The following is a 25,779-nucleotide window of genomic DNA, read 5'->3' on the forward strand; positions in this document are numbered from 1 at the left end:
TAATTTTTATATTATTAAGATATTTCTATTCCATTAAATAAAGGTTACTAAAAACTTTATTCTGAAATAAATAGGGATTACTAATTAAATAATCTTACCTTCGTGTTTTAATATTTAATAATGAATAAAGGAACAGTAAAATTTTTTAATGACTCCAAAGGATTTGGATTCATAACAGAAGAAGGAACAAACAAAGATCATTTTGTACACATTTCAGGGCTTATCGATGAAATTCGTGAAGGAGATGAGGTAGAGTTTGACCTGAAAGAAGGTAAAAAAGGAATGAACGCGGTAAACGTGAAAGTATTATAAATACATCTTATTTTTTACACAGCCTGTCTATATTAGACAGGCTTTTTTTATGCAAAAAATTATATTTTTTAAAAAAGAGTAAATAGTACTCTTAAAAAAATCTATTTATAGCGACTAATAATTTATTAGCACGTTTTAATTTGAGTAGTTTTATATACTTATAGGTTCGGTTTAAATATTTTGTTACTTTTTCATTATTATCATATTTCTTTCTTGCTCTGTATAAATCTAAAGCAATTTGTAGGTCATTTGAGGTGAATTCTACACCTGTATAAGATTGAAGAATCTGAAGATACATAAAACCAAACTCTAGAGTAGGCTCAATCATTGTACCTTCTCCAAAATCATTCCAGGTAATGATTTGTATAAAGTCTGATTGTTCATGATGTGTATAATTTAATGTTTCTACAAAAGTATTTCCATTGTCGGTATTGATTTCCCATTCATTGATACCTTCTGTCCAACCTCCTTCTTGATAAAAACTTTTGAATCCCGGGTAAGAAGAACCTACAGTAATTTTATTTTGTAAAAGATTAGTGCCGTAATAATGTTCATGAGCTAACAGATGATCCTTATCTACCCACAAAAACTCTCCAGAGGCATTCAGTCCAACACGATCACTAGCAGCCCACAAAGTCAAAAAGTCAGGTTTATTTTCAGGAGGTAAAATACTAAATATTTGATCCCATTGCGATTCTTCTGTGAGATAATGAGGGCCAAATACAAACAGCATATTTTTATCATTAAACTTCATGTAATTGGGGCTAGAAAAATATTGTTCGTTGATATATTCAAAATCTTCTTGGGCAGCTTCAATTGTTCTTGAAGAAAGTGATTGTGCTACAGCATGTGCTGCGGCTCTATCTTCATACATGATAGAAAATGTTAATCCTAGATCCTCGAGAGTGTGAATAAATGTTTCTGTAGACTTTTTGATCATTCCATAATCATAAAGATCTTTACTACCATACCAGTCAAATATTACTCCGTCGATTCCAGATAATTTCATTAATAATAAATGGTATTCATGAAGATCTGGATCATTTGAAGAGTATGGTCCTATCGTCGGGTAATAATAAGAAGCTATTTGCCTTTTTCCTTCATTATCAATAATTTCAGGATTTTGAGAATTCATTGTCCAATGTTGACCCCAGTAGCCATCAAAAGACTTATTTTGAAACCATGGCATGTAGTGAACATAGACTTTTTTAGGGTTTTCTTTTGTAATATCCATATGAGAAATATCAGTAAAAAAACCTTTTTTTTCATTAGATATTAATTCCCACTCTTCATCAAGTAATTCTGATAATTCCTCGTCTGTGTAAGTTGTGTCTTGAACAATATATTTTTCAAATTGTTCTGAAGTTTCTCTTGTATCGGGCAAAACTAATTCTTCCCTCTCACATGAAAACAGGAAAGAAATAATCGCGACGATAAAAATAATCGGGACTTTGTTCTGTAGCATTTCGTCAAAAAAATTAAGTTGGTTATTATCAATAATTGATTGAGAATGCCAATAAACAAGAGAATTTGTGCACAAAGAGAATGTTGCAAAATAAAATGAAACAACATCCACACATTTTGACGAAAATTGAGGGGAATCCCTCGATGTGCTACGTTATTGATGTTAAAAATATATAAAAACTTTAGTATAAGAAAGTTTTTTTGAGATTTCTTTAACATTTGTTGGAAAGAACAAGTATAATACTAATGTCGATATATAGGGATAACTGATGCTTCAATAGATAAGAAATACAGATATAGATTTTAATTATCCATATGCTATTGTATTTTTGAAGAACAAAAAGTAATTAATATGAAAATCGTTATATCTCCAGCTAAATCTTTGGATTTTGATACTACATTACCAACCAAAACATATACTCAACCTTCTTTTTTAAAAGAGGCAGAAAAATTGAACACTGTATTACAAAAGAAGTCACCAAAAGTGCTTTCTGAATTGATGAGTATAAGTGATAAGCTTGCAGAGCTTAATTGGCAAAGAAATCAAGAATGGAGTTTGCCTTTTACTTCCGAAAATGCAAGACCTGCTGTTTATGCATTCAATGGAGATGTGTATACAGGATTAGATGCATACTCGATTCCTGAAGAAAAATTAGAAAAACTTCAAACTACGCTTAGAATATTATCAGGTTTATATGGGGTTCTAAAACCTCTTGATCTTATGCAACCTTATCGACTGGAAATGGGAACAAAACTCAAGGTTGGACGGAATAATAACTTATATGAATTTTGGAAAAAAACAGTTACAAAAGAACTTAATGATGAATTAGGTGATCATGAACTTTTTATCAATCTTGCCAGTAATGAGTATTTTAACGCCGTCGATGCAAAAGCATTAAAAGTTCCGGTGATTACACCTCAGTTCAAAGATTGGAAAGGAGACAAATTAAAAGTGATTAGTTTTTATGCAAAAAAAGCTAGAGGAATGATGGTTCGCTACATTATAGATACAAATGCTAAAACAATAGATGATCTAAAAGGTTTTGATTATGAAGGATATGGTTTTAGTGAAGAATTTACAACAAAATCAAATGAATTGGTTTTTGTGAGATAAATTAAACAGTAAATAATAATAAAAATCCTGCTTTCATAGCAGGATTTTTTATTTGATAACAATTTAGTCGATCGACTAAAAAGGTGATCGTTATATGTAAATATTTGCATATATTAATATTTGTAATTATTTTCGTAAAAAATTAACACAAAAAATATCTAATCAATAGTTAATACAAGATTTTTAAATGTTTTTATGAAGGTAGCCTTTTGAAATTAGAATTCATAATCTGATACCAATTTATATCACAAATAAAAATGCTTAATTATGGGAGTAAGAAAAAACTGTAATATTTGTTATTTTTAATTTGTAAATAGTTAAATTACTAATAAAGAAATCAGTAAACTCATCATCTTAGTTGTCTCCAAGATTACTATTTATAATAAGATCAAAAAATGCAAAAAATAATTAGATTTTTAGATTGGCTAAGTGAAAAAGCAGGAGCCTTTGTGAGTTGGATTTCAGTTTTATTAGCTATTATTATAGGTATAGATGTTGTTGTGAGGCACATATTCAAGTTTACTTATGTTTGGATGATTGAGCTGGAGGTATATTTGTTTGGGATGTTATTTTTACTAGCATCTGGGTATACATTCAAATATGAAAAACATGTTAGAGTAGATGTTTTTTACACAAAACTCTCAGAAAAAGGAAAAGCTTGGGTGAATTTTTTAGGAGGTATATGTTTATTAATACCCTGGTGTTACGTTGTTATTGTATCTTCTTGGTACTACGGTTTAGCGTCATTTATGATAAAAGAGAGTTCTCCACAACCGGGAGGCTTGCCGGCTTTATATGTGCTTAAATTTTGTGTTACATTAGGATTTACTCTTTTACTTCTACAGGGAGTATCCCATATTTTGAAATCTTTACAAACTATTATTACCAAAAAATAAGAATGGAATATCTAGCTATTATATTATTTGTTATCATATTTATTCTCATTCTTAGAGGATACCCTGTGGCTTTTACATTAGGAGGTATTTCAGTAGCTTTTGCTTTTGGAGTATCTATTTTCGCCCCTGAGCAGTTTCAGATGTCTACATTTTATTTGCTTCCATCAAGAATTATGGGAGTTGTAAATAATTATGTGCTGATGGCTGTTCCTTTATTTATTTTTATGGGGATTATGCTCGAAAAATCAGGTTTAGCCCAAGATCTGCTAGAGACAATGGCAATGATGTTTGGTAGAGTAAGAGGAGGGCTTGCTATTTCAGTCGTTATTGTAGGGGCATTACTGGCTGCTTCAACTGGGATAGTAGGGGCAACTGTAGTAACTATGGGGTTGATAAGCCTTCCTACCATGTTAAAAAGAGGATATAAAACAGAACTGGCAACCGGGGTTATTGCTTCTTCGGGAACTTTAGGACAAATTATACCACCTTCTATTGTGTTGGTTTTATTGGCAGACACTATAAATAGTTCTTCTCGTGGATCTGCATCAGTAGATGTAGGTGCTTTATTTTCTGCGGCATTATTACCGGGGCTTATTTTAGTTGGTTTATATATTGTTTATATTCTTATCAAATCATCGATTCATAAAGATGATGCCCCAAGTATTCCTGCAGAAGAAATTGCAGCTTTCAAAGGAGATAATTTTATTTTTAAAATTCTTAAAGTATTATTTCTGCCGGTATTATTGATTTTGTTAGTGCTGGGGTCAATATTTACAGGATTAGCGTCTCCTACAGAAGCTTCTGCTATTGGTGCTATTGGCGCTACGATACTTACCATAATTCAAAATAAGTTTTCTTTCCGTATTTTAAAAGATGTAGCGCAAGAGACAACACGGTTAACCACTATGGTGTTTTTTATTTTATTAGGAGCAACTACTTTTACTTTGGTATTTAGAACTCTGGGAGGAGATTCGTACTTACAAGAATTAATAATATCGTCTAATCTTTCTCCATTAATGTTTCTTCTGCTAGTGATGATCGTAATTTTCATCGCTGGATTTTTTATAGATTTTATAGAGATTGTATTTATAATAGTTCCTGTAGTAACACCAATTTTTAATGCCTTGGATATGAATATGCTGTGGGTTGGAGTTCTGATTGCACTTAATTTGCAAACTTCTTTTTTAACTCCACCTTTTGGATTTGCATTGTTTTATTTGAAAGGTGTTGCACCAGAAAATGTAAAAACAAGTCAGATATATCGAGGGATTATTCCATTTATATGTATTCAATTGATTATTGTTGGAATAGTAGTTTTCTTCCCTGAGATAATTTTTATAAGTAAATAGAAAAATCTTTTAGACTGTAGTAAAGAATACATTGAATAGAATTTAAGAAATTAACAAATAAATGTCCAAATGAGTATACATATTTCTAATGTTATGAAAAAAGGAATTAAAAAAACGATAGGAGTACTTAGTATGCTATTTCTATTTTCATGTTTGGGAGACCCTCCGGCAAGTATGAGTACTACTAGTTATGACACTACAAAACCTGACAAAGTGTTTTATTGGAAAATGACAACAACTTGGCCTCCTAATTTTCCTGTTGTAGGAGAAGTAGCTGAAAAATATTCAGAATGGGTTGATGAGATGTCAAATGGACAAATTAAAATAAAAGTATACGGGGGAGGAGAATTAGTGCCACCATTAGAAGCTTTTGATGCTGTTTCTCAAGGAACAATAGAAATGGGATGTGGAGCATCATATTACTGGGCAGGAAAAACTCCGGCAGCACAATTTTTTGCGGCAGTACCTTTTGGTATGAATAGTCAGCAGATTACTTCATGGATTGAAGTAGGAGGGGGGTATGAACTATGGAGAAAAACATATGCTAAATTTAATCTCGTCCCTTTTTTAGGAGGAAATACCGGGGTACAAATGGGAGGATGGTTTAATCGGGAAATTAACTCAATAGACGATTTTAAAGGACTTAAAATGAGACTTCCGGGGATAGGAGGCAAAGTACTTGAAAAAGCTGGCGGTGCAGCAGTATTGGTTGCAGGTAGCGAGGTGTATACCAGCCTCGAAAGAGGAGTAATAGATGCGACAGAATGGATTGGGCCTTATCATGACTATAAAATGGGGTTTCATAAAATTGCCAAATATTATTACACACCGGGATGGCATGAGCCCGGAACTCAATTAGAGTTCTTTATCAATAAAAATTTATACGATGGTCTACCAAAGCATTTGCAAGGAGTATTAGACGCTGCTTCAAAAAGGGCACAAACATGGGTTCTTGCAGAATTTGACAAGCAAAATGGAATCTATTTGGATAAATTGGTAAACGAAGAGGGAGTAGAGATCAGAGAATTTTCACAAGAAACACTAGAAGCACTCAGATTACATACAGATGAAGCACTCAAAGAGATGATAGGAGATGACCCATTATCAAAAGAAGTGTATGAGAGTTATTCTAAATTTCAAAAGAAAATAAGCCCTTGGTCAGAAGTTACTGAAAAAGCATATTACAATAAAATTCAAAAATAAGAGATCAAAGAATGTCACATTTTACGATAACGATCTTTATAGAAGTATAACATACTGATATTATAAAATATCTATAGATAACTTGAATAAGGTTGTTGATAGATAAAATTGCAAAGAAGATTATGAATGTATATCTTCGCAGCGAATGTTCGCTAAATAACTTATTAACTCAAAAAACACAACATGCAAATTAAAAAGGTTTTAGTCGCTAATCGAGGAGAAATTGCCATCCGTATCTTCAGAGCTTGTACAGAAATCGGTCTGCAAACAGTGGGTATATATACATACGAAGATCGATATTCGCTACATAGATACAAAGCGGATGAAGCCTATCAAATTGGTAAAAACAATGAACCTTTAAAACCGTATCTCGACATTCAGGCAATTATAAAAGTGGCCAAAAAAAATAATGTAGATGCAATACATCCCGGATATGGATTTTTGTCAGAAAATGCAGATTTTGCTCAGCAATGTCTCGAAAATGATATCATATTTATAGGTCCAAAAGTATCTGTACTTAGAGCATTAGGGGATAAGATAACAGCAAAGAAGGTCGCGATTGAAAATGATATTCCGATTATTCAAAGTAATAAAGAAGATCTTGTAGATGTTTCTATTGCTATAAAAGAAGCAAAAAGAATTGGTTTTCCGGTGATGCTAAAAGCTGCCTCCGGAGGAGGGGGTCGTGGTATGCGAGTGATCAGAACAGTAGAAGAATTAGAAAAAGCATATCCTGAATCTCAACGTGAAGCATTAAACGCTTTTGGAGACGACACTGTATTTCTCGAAAAATTTGTCGAAAATCCAAAACATATAGAAATACAAATTGTTGCCGATCATCACGGTAATATGGTACATCTGTTTGAAAGAGACTGCTCCGTACAAAGACGTTATCAAAAAGTAATAGAATATGCTCCTTCTTTTGGGGTGTCAGATCAAATTAAACAAGATTTATATCAATATGCACTCACCATTTGCAAAGCAGTAGATTATAATAATATTGGTACCGTAGAGTTTCTTGTTGATGATGATGGTAGTATTTATTTTATTGAAGTAAATCCACGCGTTCAGGTAGAACACACCGTTACAGAAATTGTTACGGGTGTTGATTTGATTAAAGCTCAGATTTTTATAGCAGGTGGGTACAAACTTTCAGATAAACAAATCAAAATAGAGAGTCAAGAAAGCCTATCTACAAACGGATATGCATTACAATGTAGAATTACTACAGAAGATCCTGAAAATGATTTTAAACCGGATTATGGAACGATAACAACATATAGAAGTGCTTCAGGATTTGGAATAAGACTAGATGCAGGAAGTGTGTATCAAGGGGTAACCATATCACCATTTTTTGATTCTATGCTGGTAAAGATTTCTGCAAATAGCAGAACACTAGACGGAGCATGCCGAAAAATGAGGAGAGCCCTTTCAGAGTTTAGAATACGAGGCGTAAAAACAAATATGCCTTTTTTGGATAATATTCTTCAACACGAAACATTTAGAAAAGGTGCAGTTACTGTAAACTTTATTAGAGATACAAAATCCTTATTTAAAATCAAGGAATCTCGTAACAGAGCCACAAAAATGGTGAATTTTCTGGGAGAAGTTATTGTAAACGGAAATTCTGATGTTAAAAAAATAGACCCTAATAAAACATTTGTAACACCAACGATACCTCATTTCGAGCCAACTGAAGCCTATCCCAAAGGAACCAAAGATATTCTAACCGAATTGGGACCAGAAAAGTTCTCTGAGTGGTTAAAGAATGAAAAGAAAATACATTTTACAGATACAACGATGAGAGATGCTCATCAAAGTTTGCTGGCAACAAGAATGCGTACTTATGATATGCTAAAAGTAGCAGAAGGGTTTGCAAAAAATCATCCTGAAGTCTTTAGTATGGAAGTTTGGGGAGGAGCTACCTTTGATGTTTGCTTGCGATTTTTGAAAGAAAACCCTTGGGAGAGACTACGTGCCCTTAGAGCAGCGATGCCGAATCTTTTATTACAAATGCTGATTAGGGGGTCAAATGGTGTTGGTTATACTGCTTACCCTGATAATCTGATAGGAAAATTTGTAGAGCAATCTTGGGAGAATGGAGTCGATGTTTTTAGAATTTTTGATTCACTTAATTGGATGCAATCTATTGCTCCATGTATTGAACATGTTCGTACAAAAACAAAAGGTCTTGCAGAGGGATCACTGTGTTATACAGGAGATATTTTAGATCCTAAAAGAACCAAATACACACTAGAATATTATATACAACTCGCCAAAGATATTGAAAATGCCGGAGCGCATATTCTTGGGATTAAAGATATGGCAGGGTTATTAAAGCCTTATGCAGCAAGTGAATTGATATCAGCTTTAAAATCTGAAATTAAAATTCCTATCCATTTACATACGCATGATACATCATCAATACAATCAGCAACATATCTGAAAGCTGTAGAAGCTGGTGTAGATGTTATAGATGTTGCTCTAGGAGGACTTTCGGGATTGACAGCACAACCCAATTTTAATGCAGTTGTAGAGATGCTGAAGTTTCACGAAAGAGAAAATTCAATTGATATCACGAAGCTTAATGAATACTCAAACTATTGGGAAGCTGTACGAGAATACTACTATGTATTTGAATCAGGATTAAAAGCAGGAACGGGAGAAGTATATCAACATGAGATCCCGGGTGGGCAATACTCAAACCTAAAACCACAAGCTCAGGCATTGGGATTATTAGATCGTTTTCATGAAATTACAAAGATGTACGGAGAGGTAAATCAACTTTTTGGTGATATTGTAAAGGTGACTCCAAGTTCTAAAGTGGTAGGAGATATGGCACAATATTTAGTAAGTAATAATCTCACTATTGAAGATGTAAAAGAAAGAGGAGAAACAATTTCATTTCCACAATCTGTAGTAAGTCTTTTCAAAGGAGAATTAGGACAACCTGTTGGGGAATTCCCACAAAAGCTTCAGAAATCAATACTAAAAGATCAAGAACCATTTACGAATCGACCTAACGCGCATCTAGAACCTGTAGATTTTGAAACTGAGTTCAAAGAGTTTGTAAAGGTATTCAAAAAAGGAATGGGAAGAGAACTAGACATTACCGATTTCCTTTCATATAAATTATATCCAAAAGTCTTTACAGGAGCTTATAATCACCATTTAAAATATGGTAATTTAATGAAGCTGCCGACTAAAAATTTCTTCTATGGAATGACTCCTGGAGAAGAAATTATTGTTGAATTGGATAAGGGTAAAATACTCCTTATAGAATTAATATCAGTAGGAGATCCTAATGAAGAAGGAAAAGTAACAGTTTTCTTTAAAATCAACGGGCAAACACGTAATGTTGAGATACAAGACAGTTCTGTAAAAGTAGATAAAGTTGCCAATGCCAAAGTAGATAAAGGAGATGCCAAACAGGTAGGAGCCCCGCTACAAGGAGCTTTATCATCGATTTTAGTCAAAAATGGCCAGCAGGTAAAAAAGAATGATCCATTATTTATTATAGAAGCTATGAAAATGGAAACAACTATTACTGCCAATGAAGACGCGATTATTAAAAAAGTAGTACTTAAATCAGGAACAATGGTTGAAGCTGACGATTTGGTGATTACTTTAAAATAACAAACATTATATCATACAATTTTAAAATAGAAAAAGGGCTTTATATAAAGCCCTTTTTATCAACCAATTTCATTTCATGCTTTAGCAGATATGACAAGGAATAGTAATTTCAACACTAGCATCTTCACAACGACTTCCTTCTGTTAATTCTCCTCCTTTAATTGTTTTTTGTTGTAAACGAGAAATCACATTTTTTTTCAATGATAACTTTGTTAATTTTTGTTTTTTCATGATTTAATATATTAAGTTGATATTTAGTAGAAAATACAAGAACTTCATGATAATTTTTAAAATTAAGATAGGATTAACCAAAGATTAACTAAGCTCGGTTTATATATTAAAGTTATAATTATTTCAATTTATAATTGAGAAGTTACTACTCTTCTGATAGTACAAAAAAAGCTTGAACTACTATAATAAGCATGATAACCGTTTACAAAGCCTTTGCGGTTTAGAAAATCTTTCTATTTTTACAGAGTACTAAATATTTATTATACGTATTGAAGATAAAACCTATTCAAATATCATTATTCATTTTGCTAGTGTTAGCAATTTTATTTGGACTCATGTTTTTAAGTGAAAAAGATGGTGTACAAAAAAAACAAGTACAAGATGATGGTTTCTCTTATCAAGGAATATCCGTTAAATACCCAACCTATAAAACATTTCTTGGTCTAGAAAAAGATTCTTCATTAACTCGGCAAGACATCCTGAAGGTTACAGAGATTGTAAATCCTTTGGAGATTGAAACTTCAGAAAATGATAGCAGTACAACAATAGCAAAGCAAATCAAAAAGCTACCTGATTTTTCTAAAATTGATACTACACAATTAGTAAGAATTCGATATCCTGATAGTAATCCTGATTTTGCTAGTGAATTAAGAAAAAAGCTATCTTCAAAATCTTGTAGGGTAATACATTATGGAGATTCTCAAATAGAAGGAGACCGTATCACCGCATATCTTAGAAATCGATTACAAAATATGTATGGGGGCAGTGGACCCGGATTTATTCCCGTACTGCCTGTTTATACACAAATCAGTGCAGTTGTAGAGCCTAGCCAAAACTGGCAAAGACATGCGATTTTTGATCCTACACAAAAGAAATTTGAGCATAGAAAATATGGAGCATTTATGTCTGCCTCTCGTTTTACACCATATAGACAGTCAGTGCCGGATAGCACTACTATTGATTCTTTACCTTTGGTAAAAGCTTCAATAGTAGTGGGTAAATCTAAAAAGTCTTATGCCAAGTTCAGGAGATTTACAAATATTGGATTACATTATGGTAACTGTACTTTACCAATTAAAGTTTCTGTTTATAATGATGGTGCTCTAATACAACAAGATAGTTTGATTGCAGACGGAAAATATCATAACTATAAAATTAGAACAGCTACAACCCCTAGTAATCTCAAGATTGAGGTTGAAGGTAAAGTTAGTGCTGATTTTTATGGTCTTACACTTGATGGAGGTAGAAATGTACAGATTGATAACGTAGCTATGCGAGGAGCATCGGGAACAGTCTTTACAGGTTCAAATGCAGGAACATATGCTAGAATGATGGCACAGCTAAAGCCTAAAGTAATCATTATGCAATATGGAGGTAATACAATGCCATACCTCAAAGATTCAACAGATGTAGAAAAATATACAAAGCGTATAAAAAGTCAGGTAAACTGGATACGAAGACGTACCAAAAATGCAAGCTTTATATTCATTGGCCCAACAGATATGTGCCTTCCTATCAATGGTAAAATGGAGACTTATCCTTTGTTGCCTTATCTTAATACAAAACTCATGGAAACTTGTCTGGAAAATGATGTTGCCTACTGGAGTATGTATGATGCGATGGGTGGAAAAGGAGCTATGGAATTATGGGTTGAAGAAAAATTGACCGCCAAAGATTATATGCATTTTACCTATAAAGGAACCAAAATTATTTCAGAATTATTCTTTACAGCCCTATACCTTGACCTTAAACAACCCGACGATAATGAAAGTACATAAAAAATTATTTTTTGTTCTGTGGTTTTTGTGCCTATCTGTTCAAGCACAAACATATGTTATAGATAGCATTCAAGAAAAGTATTCTTTCATAAACTGGAAAGCTAATACTATTAAAATGGCAGAAAATTCTCCTGCTTTCAAAAAACTATACCATAAATTAGATACTATCCTTAAAGGAGGAGATGAAAAACTTCATGTTTTTCATATCGGGGGGTCTCATATACAAGCAGATATTTATTCTAACCGTTTACGATCATATCTTCAAACGATGAGTCCTAAATCAATGGGACAAAGAGGTTTTATATACCCTTATAAAATTGCAAAAACAAATAATCCTGGGAATTACAGAGTAGAATATGATGGCGAATGGAAAGGATATCGTTGTTCTGTGAGAAAAGATAGTATTGCATGGGGATTATCAGGCGTAACAGCTGTTTTTAAAGATTCTATTGCCAATATAAAAATCAAAGCCAACGGAAATACTTATCATGAAGATATGTATGATTTTAATAAAATGAGAATTTTTTATGATGATTGGAGTAATGATTATGAAATAGCTTTTAAACAAGATTCACTGGTATCTCAGGTAACTAAAAATAAAGAAGCTCATTTTATAGAATTCGCATTCAATAACACAGTAGATGAGATAGAGTTTTGTGTTCGCAAAATAGAAAATATAGATAATGCAGAATTCTTGATGATGGGTATAGAACTTATGAATGATAACACAGGAGTAGAATATACTTCTATAGGAGTTAATGGAGCTAGTTTTGCATATTATGACAGATGTCGATATTTTGAAGATCAATTATTAGTATATAAGCCGGATCTGTTTATTATTTCTATCGGAACAAATGATACTTATCATCCTGATTTTGATTCAGATTCATATAAAAAGAATTATACCGAAATGATTGAGATGATTCAAAAAGCTAATCCGGATTGTGCAATTTTACTCACAGTTCCTAATGATTCGTATTATAAAAGACAGTTTCCGAATCCTAGAACAAGAGTTGCTCAGAAGATTATTTATGAAATTGCCGAAGAGAAAAAAATGGCAGTATGGGATTTTTATGAAATCATGGGTGGATTTAACTCTTCTAGAGATTGGTATAATAATAAACTAATGCCTAGAGATCGTATCCATTTTACTGTAAAAGGATATCGAATCAAAGCAGACCTTTTATTACAAGCTTTAGCTAATTCTTGGGAAAAAACATTACAGCTAGCCCCCAATTCTATTTTGAACCAAATTATTAATGAATAGATTCATAGACATATTTTCATTTTCTGAAGATTTTCCTTTAATTTTTACTCAGGCAAATTTTTGGATATTCTTTGCTGCGATATACTTTATTTATGCCGTAGTATATAGTAAAAAAAGTCTTCGTAGTGCTTATCTCTTTGCTATCAGTTTACTCTTTTATTATAAGACTAGTGGTTTATTTATTGGGATTTTAATTTTTAGTACAATTAATGATTTCTTTTTAGGTAAAGCGATTTACAGAAGCAAGTCGGTCATAATTCAAAAATTATTAGTAGCAATTAGTGTGATTATCAACTTAGGAACTCTTTGTTACTTTAAATATGCTTACTTTTTTACAGATTCGTATAATTATCTTTTTCATACCGATCATGAAGTGATTAATTATCTTGCCAAATGGACAAATGTTTGGGCAGGATCAGATTATTTTACAGTAGATAAGATTATTCTTCCCGTAGGAATATCTTTTTATACTTTTCAGACCATTAGCTATAGTGTAGATATATACAGAAAACAGATTGCTCCCTTAAAATCTATTATAGATTTTGGTTTTTTTGTTAGTTTTTTTCCTCAACTAGTGGCAGGGCCGATTGTACGTGCGGCAGACTTTGTACCTCAAATAAGAAAAGAGATCTCTATCACCAAAGAGGATTTTGGCAAAGCTACTTTTATGATACTAAAAGGTTTGATCAAAAAGATGTTGTTTGCCGATTACATAGCAGCAAATTTTATGGATCGTGTTTTTGATGTACCAGAGATGTTTTCCGGATTTACCAATATCATGGCAATGTTTGGATATTCGCTCCAGATTTATGGAGACTTTTCAGGGTACACTGATATCGCAATTGGTTTAGCATTGCTTATGGGATATAAACTCCCTGTTAATTTTAATTCACCATACAAGGCAATACATTGTGGCGATTTCTGGAAAAGATGGCATATATCTTTGTCAAGCTGGCTCAAAGATTATCTTTATATCCCGATAGGAGGAAATCGCAAAGGCAGTATTTTTTCTTATGCCTTTGTGTTGGTATTTACATTTTTAGGTGTTTTTGCTGCGACCGATTATTCTATTGCGCTTATTGCGACATCGGGTGTAGGTTTTTTCTTGATTGCTACCTTGTTTTCTTCTGCTTTGGCAAAACATTTTAATACCAATGTCAATATTATGATTACGATGTTGATTGGTGGATTATGGCATGGCGCATCATGGAAATTTGTCATTTGGGGAGGGCTCAATGGTATAGGAATCGTAACCTACAAGTATTGGCGCAAAATCAGCCCTTATGAAAACTCAAAAGCGTGGTATGCGCTATTGTGGCGAATTGCATTAACTTTTGTATTTATAACTTTTACCCGTATCTATTTTAGAGGGAACAGTATGGATCACATTGCTCGTTTTTATCAACAAGTTACGACCAATATGGATTGGGGTAATGCACTAGCCGTACTTTGGGAATATCGTATTGTTTTTATTGTAATGGTTCTGGGATACATTACACATTGGCTACCTTATAAAACCAAAGATTGGGTAGAAGCGCTTTTTGTAAAAAGTAATATGGTAATCAAAGCCGCTGTAGTCATTGTAGTTGCTATTATTTGTTATCAAACATATGCTGCCGACTTTCAGCCTTTTATTTACTTCCAGTTTTAATCCATTTTATAGAGTTTAATGCTCCAATGGCTTACTTCAGAGCAAGTACTTTAAATTATATCTTTTGTGAAATAATTAGGGCGTGCCCCTACGGGTCAGGCTATTCGCGCTACACGGTAGCCAGCTACTATCCTTCACGCAAAAAATACTTTAAAACAATCTATTTTATCAACACATTCTATAGTTTCTCACAGATGTTAACTATTTTTTACTTTTTCTTCCACCAACCATTATGTTTTCGTTTGTAGATGATTTGTCCCGTATGATAAGCGCTATGTGCTGCCATATTTGCAATTTCTGAACCCCATTCTACTAACTGCTCGTCTGTAGCTTTTTCGGTTAGTTGTTCCCATTCAGTTTGAATGCTATCTAATTTGTTTACGAGGTTTTTCCATTCTGTATCCATATATTTTTTAAAGGTGGTTTCGTTGTCAACTTCAAAATTAGACATATCTTCTCCTTTAAACGCCCTCAAATTCATTTCATTCCAAAAAATTAAATGCGATACCAATTCTCCTATTGAATGGTTGTTTGTATTGTCTTTCCAATTTGATTACTGTGAAGAAATCCCCTCGATAGCTTTTCAACATAACCTGTAAGAAGTTTACTCAATAATCTAGATATAAATATTTCAAGATTTCCTGCAAAATCAAAAATTGGCTTACTATGAATCCATTGCGGAATCACTTTGAGCTCTTTTACTCTAATTTATCTTGTCATCATATCATTTGGGATTTCTATCTTAATTTGTTTTCTTTTCGATTAAATTTTTTTCCATTACTAAGCCGATTAAGGGAAATTGAACCCAAAATGAAAAGTAGAAAAATGTCAAAAACCAATATTTGGGTATAAACTTCAAGCCTTCGCCACCAACAATGCCAATAAAAATAGTATCATAAATAAACAAAGGAATTGTTAAATAGAAAGCCAGCCAAATTGAATTTTTAAAATATTCTTTGTCAGGAAACATTTTCTTTGTCAATAATTTTCCAAGAGGGATATATACTATCGTTACTGCAATTACAATCAAGACCTTTGCTTCATAAGTCCAGCTTAGATAATAATCTGGAAGTCCTACTAATACAAAAAATCCCCAGGTCAGAAAACTCATTAGTAAAAGTAATACGTGATTCTTCAGTGGTAGTGTATTCATATCGTTTGTTTTTTAATTTTTGACTGTTTGATAGCTCTTTATTTGACACTTTGTAAATAAAAGAGGGTAAATAAATTCAACTATTTATATTATATACTATTCATTATTCCATTAAACACATTAGATTTTTTGCTGCAGCTATGGCAATGTAGATCTCCATTAAAATATATAATCAATGGTTTCAGAGAATTGATATTCAATGTATTAATTAGATTTTCTAACCACTCAAGATTTTCAGCTGATGTATTGAAGTCAATTTGTATCTTTTTTCGGCTTTTATTAGTAACAGGATCTTCACTATACGCATTCAAAACTCCTTCTTCGTTCCACAAAAACGTTTCTATTTCACAATTAGGGCATACAAAAACATATTCATCATTTGTACTGAATGTTTTAAATATTTCAGCTTCTTTATGCCTTTTTATAGTAGTTAAAAATGTTATTAAATAAAATCGTTTGGACTCTTCGTCTAAGATTTCAGTATTCTTAGCATGAGTATTTACCAGATATTTAAACTTTTCTATTGACTTTATAAATGCTATCTGAATCCTGTTTTTTTCTTGTTTATTAAGATTATTTTCTTCAAATATTTGTTCTATATATGATTTGTTGTCAAGATCAATTAGAACAACACCCAGAGAAGCAATTACATCCAGATTGAATTCAATGTTATTTGATTCTTCAACTATTTTTAGTAAATGAAGAATTGTGGCAAGCGTATTTTCATATACTGATCCTTGATGATAAATATATTCCCAGATCAACTCATCTGCATCTTTTTTATCTAAAGTTTTTGAAAGTTTGAGAATTAGTGATGGTATTTCTTCTGAGTTTCCATAAGGGCTGCTTAGGTTTTTCCAAATATGTATTTCATCTAATCCTATCATTGTTTGCAAGAGTTTGTGTGATTATTGTTATTAAATGAATATAGTTAATATAGCGTATCTCTCAAATAGATGTACTGGTTTTTATGTGTATTTTAAATGATTCAATCTTTAAATAGTACTCTTGATCATATTTTCTTTATTGAATAGCAAGTAATCTTTTAATTTATAAAGAGAAAGTAATATTTATTACATTCGTATGCTATTATTTATAACAGATCATTTGTTTCTACATACACATCCATACGAACCATTTTTCCCAAAAGGTGCTACAAAATTAATAGTAGGAACATTACCACCACCAAGATTTACAACACGAGAATTGAATGACAGAGATGTAGATTTTTGTTATGGGAGTAGTAATGGTTTATTATGGCCAGTATTAGACAGGATTTTTGATCTCAACCTTAAGTACGAAACAACAGATATAGCAGCTAATCAACGTAGAGATTTTTTAACCACCAAAGGAATTGGAGTTTGCGATATTGTACATAGTTGTGAACGAGAAAAAATAGATGCTTCAGATTTGGGGATGAAAAATATTAAGTTAAGAGACTTGATAGGATATTTGCGACAATATCCCAAAATAGATACCCTTATCTTCACTGGTGGAAATAGTAAAAACGGACCTGAGTACTTTTTTAGAAAACATATTAAGGAGTATGATTTAAAATTAGAAATAGTATCTAATATTGTTCCTAGAATACATCAATTTGTAGATCAAAAACGAATCATCAAAACGATCTCACTTACAGCTCCCTCGGGAGCAGCTAATCGTGCTATCGGAAGTATGCAAGTATATAAAGATTTAAAAGACAAAAATCCGAAGTTTACAACTATGGATTTTCGAGTACTACAGTATAAAAAGTTTTTTTTATAAAATTATTACCCTCATAGATTTCAAATATTTATGAGGGTAACAGTTTGTTGGATCTTAAGATTATTATTCAAATATTATGTTGCCACAATCTCCATTGCCAAGAGTTAATGGTTCTTGTCCTCTACCAAACATATAACCTTCTGCTTGCCCTCTTCTAAATTCTGTGGAAAGGTCATTAAATAAATTATTAAAATAGGCAAAGTTATCATTTTGAGCTCTTTGGACTATATCTCCAGAACCACCTCCTTGTGTTATAATCTGTACCGTAGGAGGTAAATTATTACGTTCTACAACACGAATAGTTATTTGTGAACATGAATCAAAGCCTAAAGCTACCGCGGCAGTATTATAATGAGCCACCCAATCAGAATATCCTACAGAATATCCACAATCATAATCAGGATTATCAAAAATTCCAAAACCGCAAGTTGATTTAGCTTCTAATGCTTCTAATTGCTCATCATTTTCTTCACTAGAACATGCTACCAATGCGAATAATACTGATACTAAAAATAATTTTTTCATTGTAATTTGATTTTAAGATTATAAAAAATTTAGTTTATGTATTCATCTATGTTCTTAAGACCAAATTAGTTTCATAAAAAGAAGTTAAACTAAACCTAAAGAATTGAAAACTTATATTATTAATTGTGTAAGTTTTAAAGTTTTGCTTCTATAAAATGTTAGTGAGCATTTTTTTTAAGTTAAAATTTTAATATATAATTAAAGAGAGTAGATTTAAAAAAGTTCTTTCTTATAGAAGCGTTTTATTCATTTTAAAAGGCTTAATCTATATTATTAATCACTATTTAAAAAATAAAAGCTGAATGTTATAAAACATTCAGCTTTTTTATACTATTGAGACTTAGATTTTAATTATCCCAAGTGTTTAATGCATGTACAGCTTCGTCTGTATAGTCGGTAAATAGTCCATCTACACCAGCATCAAAAAATAAATGATATTCGCTTTCTGGATTACCACCACTCCATTGTGTATTTTCGTTTCTAAATGTATATGGGTGAACCAATAGATTGTTCTTGTGTGCTAACTCAATAAAATCTGTTGGCGGTAATAATGTAAATTCTCCTGAATCTTCAGTTTTATAAGAAATAATAAAAGGCTTCCATGGGCCAATACCATCAGCATATGTGGCTGTAAATTCCATTCCTTCTTCTGTAGTAAAGAACTCATATGTTCTTGAGTCTCCATTGGCATAAAAATCAAAAGGAGAACCATACGAGATAAAATCACCTTGGGGAACATTATAATCTAAAGATCCATCTTTATTAATGTTATATGTAGAGATAAGTTGTACTAGTTTTACCGGAGACTTAGAATTGATGTATTGTAGGGATTCTACTTCAAAACATTGTACAAATATAGGTGCGCTTTTACGGTTTAACCCAGCTTTTTTAATACTACGGATAAGTTTATCTTCCATAGTATGTGCTTCAAAAAACTCATTGTGAAATAAAGGGTGTTTGATTTCTGGATAAATACCAACCGTTCTACCAGTTTTGATTGATTGCTTTTTGGCAAGTAAGATTACTTCATCAAATGTAGGAATCTCGAACATATCGTCAAAATCCTTTGGTCTACTATTGAATGCTTGTCGAGCCTTTAGCTTTTTGATCTGTGCTAAAGTAAAGTCAATAGCAAACCAGTCTGTCACCATTTTGCCATCAAGCTCTTTAGTTGTTTTTAAACTAGCGAATTCCGGAAGGTCAGCTACATTTGTTGTTCCAGATAGCATAGGTTCGTGCCGCACAACTAAGTGACCATCTTTGGTAAGTACTAGATCAGGTTCTATAAAATCTGCTCCCAATTCTACAGCCTTTGTATATGCCTCTAAAGTATGTTCTGGTAAAACAGACTGAGCACCACGATGTGCGATAATTAATGGTTTTTTATCATCAGGATTTGGTCCACTAGAATGATCATCGATGTATTCGCATGAAGAAAAAGTTACAAGGGCTATAATAAATAGCATCATAGATTTTAGTAGTTTCATTTTTTTGATTTTAAGTTTCCGTGAAGGAACAAAACCAAGGTTAGCACAATGTAAAGTTGATATTATACTATCATAACGCAAATGTTAACAAGATTAATTTTTTTGTTAATCCTATTGCAAATACAACGTCATAAAAAAAGGATCAATCATGATCCTCTTCTTAACATATTTATCGTATTTCTTTCACAAAATCCTCAATACTATCAACACCATTATGGGTTAAGTGTTTAATAAACGCCGAACCGATAATAGCTCCTTTTGCTGTTTTTGTAGATTGTTGAAATGTTTGAGCATCTTTGATACCAAAACCTACAATTTGAGGAGCTTTGAGATTCATGTTTGCAATACGTTCAAAATAAGATTCCTGCTCATTACCAAAACCAGAAGTTGCTCCGGTAACACTTGCCGAACTTACCATATAGATAAACCCATTAGATACACTATCAATAAATCGAATCCGTTCTTCTGAGGTTTGTGGAGTGATCAGAAATACATTGATTAAGCCATACTTTTCAAAAGTTTCTTGATAGTGCTCATGATATTCTGCAACGGGCAGATCGGGTATGATGAGTCCGTCGATACCGATTTCCTTACATTTTGCGCAAAAAGCTTCGATACCATATTGCATCATGGGATTAAAGTACCCCATAATGATTAAAGGAATTGTAACAGATTCACGAATATTCTCAAGTTGTTCAAATAATAGTTTTGTAGTCATTCCATTTTTGAGTGCCGCGGTAGAGCTATCTTGTATGGTAGGCCCATCAGCTAGGGGGTCACTAAATGGAAGCCCTATTTCTATCATGTCTACTCCGTTTTTTTCAAGATCTTGAATAACTTTTTCGGTATCATGAAGCGATGGATAACCGGCAGTAAAATATATGGATAATAGTTTTTTATCTTCTTCTAGTTTTTGATGTATTCTGTTCATTTTTCTTTTTGTAACGAATAGTTATTAGAAAATACTTGGTATTATACTTTATAGTTTAAAATAGTCGATATAGGTATTAAGGTCTTTATCTCCACGTCCAGAAAGGCTTATCACGACAACATCGTCTGGGGCAAATTTTTTGTCATTAAAAATAGCTAATGCATGTGAAGTTTCTATGGCAGGAATAATCCCTTCTAACTGTGCTAATTCTAGACCTGCAGTCATGGCATCATCATCGGTTACAGAAAAGAATTCTCCTCTACCGGTTTTATAAAGATGAGAGTGTAGTGGGCCTACTCCCGGATAGTCTAGCCCGGCAGAAATAGAATAGGGTTCTGTAATTTGCCCATCATCAGTTTGCATTAATAATGTTTTGCAACCGTGTATAATTCCTTCTTTACCAAGTTGTGAAGTCGCAGCACTTTCGCCGCTATGTACTCCTTTTCCGGCAGCTTCTACTGCAATAATACCTACATCAGGATTGTCTAAGAAGTGATAATATGTTCCAGCAGCATTGCTACCTCCTCCAATACATGCTACTACATAATCTGGGTTCTCTCTACCTTCCTTTTCTTGAAGTTGCCATTTGATTTCTTCAGAAATAACAGATTGAAAACGTGTTACCATATCTGGGTATGGGTGTGGCCCAATAGCAGAACCAATAATATAATGAGTGTCTACAGGATTATTAATCCAATCACGGATAGCTTCGTTTGTTGCATCTTTCAACGTTTTGCTGCCTGACATAGCAGGGCGCACTTCTGCACCCAACATTTTCATTCGAGCTACATTTGGTGCTTGTCGTTTGATGTCAATCTCGCCCATATAAACGATACATTCTATACCCATTAGCGCACAAACTGTAGCGGTGGCAACACCATGTTGCCCAGCACCAGTCTCTGCAATAATTCTATTTTTACCTAATTTTTTAGCAACCAGAATTTGACCTATCGTATTATTGACCTTATGCGCTCCTGTATGATTAAGATCCTCACGTTTTAAGTATATTTTGGTGTTGTGTTTTTCTGATAAGCGTTTTGCAAAGTATAGTGGTGATGGTCGCCCTACATAGTCTTTTAAGAGTTGTTGGAACTCTTCTTTAAAAGAAGGTTCGTTCATGATCTCCAGATATGTGGTCCTGAGTTCTTCTACATTAGGATATAGCATTTCAGGAATATAGGCTCCGCCGAAATCCCCATAATATCCTTTTTCGTTGGCTTGATACGTATTTTTCATTTTCAATATAGCTTTTTAAAGGTTTTCTATGCCTGATAAAAATTTTTGTAAAGTTTCGGTGTTTTTTAACCCAGGTTGAATCTCAAATTTACTATTAATGTCAATGGCATGTAAATATTTTGATTCAGGGCTATCTAATAAAGATTGGATTGCATTAATTTCGTCTAATCCAATACCTCCACTTAAAATAAATGGAGTAGTAGAAGGGTAATTTTTTAAAACGTTCCAATCAAAAGTATATCCATTGCCTCCTTTTGCAGGGCCTTTGGTATCGAATAAAAAATAATCTACGATATTTTCGTAGGGTTTTACTATCTCAAAGTCAAACTGATCTTTTATTGAAAACACCTTCCAAATATTGACTTGATCTTCTTTTTTGAATATCTTTTGTAGTGTTGATTTAAGTTCTAAGCAATATTCGGCTGTCTCATTGCCATGTAATTGAATGGCTTGTAACTTAAACTGCTCTGCTTTTTTGATAATAAAATCTATAGTGGCATTCACAAAAACCCCGACTTTCTTAATTGCTGTAGGGATGATAGAAGTGTCAATGAACTCTTCTACATTTCTTGGGGAGTTTTCATAAAAAATAAACCCCAAATAATTTGGTTGTAGCATGGCAACCTCCCTGATGTTTTCAGGGGATTTCATTCCACATATTTTTATATTGATTGTTTTATTGCTCAACGTTCTATAACTTTTGTTCTACCTCAATATTTTTGTTGTTGAAATTAATATCATGTGCAAAATCATACACTGCACTAAAGTTGTTAACCATGTCAGGTTCTTCTATATCTTCAAGTAATTCACGTATTAATTTAGATTCAAAATAGTGATTTTTTGAAGTAGAATATTTTACCAATTGACTACCAACAGTTTTATAAAATATTTTTTCTATAGCAGATTTGTCTTTTGGTTCTTCGGAAACAAACTCACTTTTTACTTCACATTTTTTGAGAATACTCTCGACAACTTGCTTTGTAGGTACGTTTTGTGTTAGTGTAATATTGATTTGTTCTTCTTTAATTTTTGACGCTCGCACAATCGCTTTTGCTACATAATCAACAGGAACTATATTAACGCCACCATCAAGATTGATTGCAACGCGAATAGTACCTAAATCCGGGTGTGTTTGTTTAATTTTTTTGAAAAATTCGCCGATAGCATAAAATACGATGTATCGATTACTAACAAACTTGGGAGCATCTAGAAGACGTCCTGAAACCACGCTGGGTCGGGCAATCGTACAGCTAAAGTTATAATCTTTTGCGATTTGCAATACTTGTTTTTCGACTTTCATTTTGTAGGCTTCATAGAAGTTTCTAAAATCAAAATCAGTTTGTGCATGATAATCATCTGTAATCCCACCTTCAATTTCGCCTCTAGAAAATGCAGTACTTACAAAGACTAGCTTTTTTGTTCTTGTTTTTATAATGTCAAAAAAAGCTTTTGTATTCATATAATTGATATGAGTAATTTCTTTTTTTGCTTTTTCTGTGTTTCCTAGATTTACAGAAGCTGCCAGATGATATATTGTAAGTTGATTGCCAGCTTCTTCAGGAATTGTAAAGGAATTGATTTCGCCTTCAATTACTTTTACGTATTTTTCTAAATATGCTTTGTAAAAAGGAGCTATTTTGTCTGGTATGAGTTGTTTTGAGAACACCTCATTTACTAATCGCTGTATTCCTGAAGTAGCATTTTGTTTACGTATGAGTACGTAAATAGTTGCTTCTTCATTTGTTGAATATAAATCAAATAATAGTTCGTATAATACATGCGAACCTATATTTCCTGTTACTCCTGTGATTAGTATTGTATTCATGTATTTGAGCTTACTTTAATTTATTTAAAAATTCTATAGCACTTTGTCCGGGGTTTTCTGTTTTCATAAAATTCTCCCCGATAAGAAACCCTTTGTAACCGTATTGTTGTAAATCTTTGATCGCTTCTACATTGCTGATTCCACTTTCTGAAACCTTTACAAAATCATCTGGGATTTGTGTGCTTAGCGTTTTGCTTATTTCTGTACTTACTTCAAATGTTTTGAGGTTTCTATTGTTTACTCCTAACATATCTAAAGAAGGCATAATTGATTTTTGCAGTTCTTCTTGATTGTGGACTTCTAATAGAACGTCTAGTGATAAACTTTTTGCAAATTGAGATAGTGATTTTATTTCTTCTTTGGTCAAGATAGCAGCAATAAGTAATATAACATCTGCACCATGTGCTTTTGCTTCTAGTAATTGATACTCATCGATAATGAATTCTTTTCTAAGCAAAGGTATGTTTACAGCAGCACGAGCCAATAAGAAATCATCTAATGATCCGCCAAAATATTTACCATCTGTAAGAATAGACATCCCACATGCTCCAGCAGTTTCATACCCTTTTGCTACATCTTGGACACTTACTTTTTGATTGATTACTGCTTTTGAAGGTGATCTTCGTTTGTGTTCTGCAATAATACCGGTGGTACTGTTTTTTAAACTATTTGCCAGAGAAACCGTTTCTTGTTCAAATAAAACAGATTTTTCTAACTGTTGTATAGGGATGAGGTTTTTTTTGAGGGCTACCTCTTTGTGTTTGTCAGCTACTATTTTATCTAAGATATTCATGTTTAGAATTGACCGTAATCGTAATTAGTTAATTGATTATATGTTTTGGCTTCAAAGTTCTGCAATAATTAACAAATCCGTTTAATAATCTTTTACAATTAATATTTTTTTGTTCTGTTTTAATTTATTGTGCTTTATAATTTTGGGGTTAAGCTTATTATACACTAGTTTTTACTTAATTCTTGTACTTTTTTTAATGCTTCTAAACCTTTTCCAGAAAGTAAAGCTTCTTTAGCTCTTTCAAAACCTTGCTTTGGCGTCAAATTATCGACGGTTGCAATTGCCATACCCGCATTTGCACAAACTACATTATTTTGTGCTTCTGTTCCTTTTCCAGTTAGGATATCTACAAAAATAGTTGCAGAAGCTTCGATTGAATCTCCTCCTGCTATTTCGTCTTGTTGTAAAGGCGTAACTCCAAAATCTTGTGGGGTTAGCATGCCTTCTGAGATATTTGAGATTGTTTTTGTATTTCCTGTAAGTGAGATTTCATCATATCCATCAAGAGCATGTACTATAGTGAAATTTTTGTCTGTATTTTGATACAAATATCCGTACATTCTTGCGAGTTCCAGATTAAAAACACCTACCATTTGATTTTTGGGAAAAGCAGGATTAACCATTGGCCCGAGCATGTTGAAGAATGTTTTTACACCAAGTTCTTTGCGTATGGGAGCGACGTTTTTCATTGCCGGGTGAAATAGAGGGGCGTGTAATACACAAATTCCTGCTTCGTCCATACAACGTTTTAAAAAATCTTTATTGTTGCTAAACTTGATCCCCAGATGTTCCATGACATTAGAACTACCACACTTTGAAGATACTCCATAATTACCATGTTTAGTAACTTTTATGCCGGCTCCTGCCGATACAAAAGATGATAATGTTGAGATATTGAATGTGTCTTTACCATCGCCACCAGTACCACAAAGGTCTATTGGGTTGTAATCACTCAGATCAACTGCGATACATAATTCTAATAGCGCATCTCTAAACCCTTCAAGTTCTTCTACGGTTATGCTCCTCATCATATATACGGTAAGAAATGAGGCGATTTGGCTTTGATTATATTCTCCTTTTGAAATATTAACCAAAACGTTTCTGGCTTCTTCTTTGGAGATGGTTTCGTGATTGATTAATCTATTGAGTAAACTTTTCATAGGC

At 32.8% G+C, this 25,779-nt stretch carries 21 protein-coding genes and 1 pseudogene; 10 read left to right on the forward strand and 12 right to left on the reverse strand.

The genetic code is table 11. From position 1 onward, the window contains the following. Window positions 1-120 precede the first annotated feature (120 nt). The gene (locus FHK87_RS16875; protein ID WP_140594937.1) at window positions 121-312 is read left to right on the forward strand and encodes a cold-shock protein; all 192 of its coding nucleotides are present in this window, start codon (window positions 121-123) and stop codon (window positions 310-312) included. A 91-nt stretch (window positions 313-403) separates the two neighbouring features. Here FHK87_RS16875 and FHK87_RS16880 read toward each other — a convergent pair whose 3' ends face one another. Beyond that, window positions 404-1,777 carry a glycoside hydrolase family 71/99-like protein gene (locus tag FHK87_RS16880; RefSeq protein WP_140594938.1) on the reverse strand — a complete coding sequence of 458 codons (1,374 nt, stop codon included), beginning with the start codon at window positions 1,775-1,777 and terminating at the stop codon, window positions 404-406. 351 nt (window positions 1,778-2,128) lie between these two features. Here FHK87_RS16880 and yaaA point away from each other — a divergent pair, with 351 nt between their 5' ends. The 8 genes from yaaA to FHK87_RS16920 all read left to right on the forward strand — a co-directional run bounded on the left by yaaA (window position 2,129) and on the right by FHK87_RS16920 (window position 14,901). Then, on the forward strand, window positions 2,129-2,890 hold the full coding sequence (gene yaaA, locus FHK87_RS16885; RefSeq protein ID WP_140594939.1) for a peroxide stress protein YaaA: 762 nt from the start codon (window positions 2,129-2,131) through the stop codon (window positions 2,888-2,890). A 395-nt stretch (window positions 2,891-3,285) separates the two neighbouring features. After that, window positions 3,286-3,786, forward strand: coding sequence for a TRAP transporter small permease subunit (locus FHK87_RS16890; RefSeq protein WP_140594940.1), 501 nt, complete (start codon window positions 3,286-3,288; stop codon window positions 3,784-3,786). Window positions 3,787-3,788: 2 nt separating this feature from the next. After that, window positions 3,789-5,135 (forward strand): TRAP transporter large permease, encoded by a 1,347-nt coding sequence (locus FHK87_RS16895; protein WP_140594941.1) that lies wholly within the window; start codon window positions 3,789-3,791, stop codon window positions 5,133-5,135. A 69-nt stretch (window positions 5,136-5,204) separates the two neighbouring features. Further along, entirely contained in the window at window positions 5,205-6,338 is a 1,134-nt protein-coding gene (locus FHK87_RS16900; protein WP_140594942.1) for a TRAP transporter substrate-binding protein, read from the forward strand. A 183-nt stretch (window positions 6,339-6,521) separates the two neighbouring features. Beyond that, entirely contained in the window at window positions 6,522-9,974 is a 3,453-nt protein-coding gene (locus FHK87_RS16905) for a pyruvate carboxylase (protein ID WP_140594943.1), read from the forward strand. Between the two features lie 542 nt (window positions 9,975-10,516). Continuing rightward, window positions 10,517-11,983, forward strand: a complete 1,467-nt coding sequence (locus tag FHK87_RS16910; RefSeq protein ID WP_140594944.1) for an SGNH/GDSL hydrolase family protein — start codon at window positions 10,517-10,519, stop codon at window positions 11,981-11,983. Beyond that, complete coding sequence (locus FHK87_RS16915) at window positions 11,970-13,250, forward strand: GDSL-type esterase/lipase family protein (protein WP_140594945.1); 1,281 nt, start codon at window positions 11,970-11,972, stop codon at window positions 13,248-13,250. The genes FHK87_RS16910 and FHK87_RS16915 overlap by 14 nt, the downstream gene beginning before the upstream one ends. Further along, window positions 13,243-14,901 (forward strand): MBOAT family O-acyltransferase, encoded by a 1,659-nt coding sequence (locus FHK87_RS16920; protein ID WP_140594946.1) that lies wholly within the window; start codon window positions 13,243-13,245, stop codon window positions 14,899-14,901. The genes FHK87_RS16915 and FHK87_RS16920 overlap by 8 nt, the downstream gene beginning before the upstream one ends. A 208-nt stretch (window positions 14,902-15,109) precedes the next feature. Here FHK87_RS16920 and FHK87_RS16925 read toward each other — a convergent pair. From FHK87_RS16925 to FHK87_RS16935, 3 genes and pseudogenes are all read right to left on the reverse strand, one after another. Beyond that, a pseudogene (locus FHK87_RS16925) lies at window positions 15,110-15,439 on the reverse strand (DinB family protein); the annotation flags it as partial. 204 nt (window positions 15,440-15,643) lie between these two features. After that, the gene (locus FHK87_RS16930) at window positions 15,644-16,054 is read right to left on the reverse strand and encodes a hypothetical protein (RefSeq protein ID WP_140594948.1); all 411 of its coding nucleotides are present in this window, start codon (window positions 16,052-16,054) and stop codon (window positions 15,644-15,646) included. A gap of 89 nt (window positions 16,055-16,143) precedes the next feature. After that, the gene (locus FHK87_RS16935) at window positions 16,144-16,941 is read right to left on the reverse strand and encodes a hypothetical protein (RefSeq protein WP_140594949.1); all 798 of its coding nucleotides are present in this window, start codon (window positions 16,939-16,941) and stop codon (window positions 16,144-16,146) included. A gap of 196 nt (window positions 16,942-17,137) precedes the next feature. Here FHK87_RS16935 and FHK87_RS16940 point away from each other — a divergent pair, with 196 nt between their 5' ends. After that, complete coding sequence (locus FHK87_RS16940) at window positions 17,138-17,818, forward strand: uracil-DNA glycosylase family protein (protein ID WP_140594950.1); 681 nt, start codon at window positions 17,138-17,140, stop codon at window positions 17,816-17,818. A gap of 63 nt (window positions 17,819-17,881) precedes the next feature. Here the strand turns inward: FHK87_RS16940 and FHK87_RS16945 are convergent, their stop codons facing one another. The 8 genes from FHK87_RS16945 to trpD form a co-directional block, all read right to left on the reverse strand. Further along, the gene (locus FHK87_RS16945; protein ID WP_140594951.1) at window positions 17,882-18,343 is read right to left on the reverse strand and encodes a hypothetical protein; all 462 of its coding nucleotides are present in this window, start codon (window positions 18,341-18,343) and stop codon (window positions 17,882-17,884) included. A 347-nt stretch (window positions 18,344-18,690) separates the two neighbouring features. Then, the gene (locus FHK87_RS16950; RefSeq protein ID WP_140594952.1) at window positions 18,691-19,830 is read right to left on the reverse strand and encodes a glycerophosphodiester phosphodiesterase; all 1,140 of its coding nucleotides are present in this window, start codon (window positions 19,828-19,830) and stop codon (window positions 18,691-18,693) included. A 169-nt stretch (window positions 19,831-19,999) separates the two neighbouring features. Continuing rightward, entirely contained in the window at window positions 20,000-20,761 is a 762-nt protein-coding gene (gene trpA / locus FHK87_RS16955; protein ID WP_140594953.1) for a tryptophan synthase subunit alpha, read from the reverse strand. 48 nt (window positions 20,762-20,809) lie between these two features. Then, entirely contained in the window at window positions 20,810-21,997 is a 1,188-nt protein-coding gene (gene trpB, locus FHK87_RS16960; RefSeq protein WP_140594954.1) for a tryptophan synthase subunit beta, read from the reverse strand. A 15-nt stretch (window positions 21,998-22,012) separates the two neighbouring features. Next, complete coding sequence (locus FHK87_RS16965; protein ID WP_394344931.1) at window positions 22,013-22,684, reverse strand: phosphoribosylanthranilate isomerase; 672 nt, start codon at window positions 22,682-22,684, stop codon at window positions 22,013-22,015. A gap of 4 nt (window positions 22,685-22,688) precedes the next feature. After that, the gene (locus FHK87_RS16970; RefSeq protein WP_140594956.1) at window positions 22,689-23,822 is read right to left on the reverse strand and encodes an SDR family oxidoreductase; all 1,134 of its coding nucleotides are present in this window, start codon (window positions 23,820-23,822) and stop codon (window positions 22,689-22,691) included. Window positions 23,823-23,832: 10 nt separating this feature from the next. Further along, window positions 23,833-24,615, reverse strand: coding sequence for an indole-3-glycerol phosphate synthase TrpC (gene trpC, locus FHK87_RS16975; protein ID WP_140594957.1), 783 nt, complete (start codon window positions 24,613-24,615; stop codon window positions 23,833-23,835). Between the two features lie 164 nt (window positions 24,616-24,779). Next, a complete protein-coding gene (trpD, locus tag FHK87_RS16980) occupies window positions 24,780-25,775 on the reverse strand; it encodes an anthranilate phosphoribosyltransferase (RefSeq protein ID WP_140594958.1) in 996 nt (331 codons plus the stop codon). Window positions 25,776-25,779 lie beyond the last annotated feature (4 nt).

This window comes from Aquimarina algicola, from assembly GCF_006443095.1.
Taxonomy (GTDB): Bacteria; Bacteroidota; Bacteroidia; order Flavobacteriales; family Flavobacteriaceae; genus Aquimarina; species Aquimarina algicola.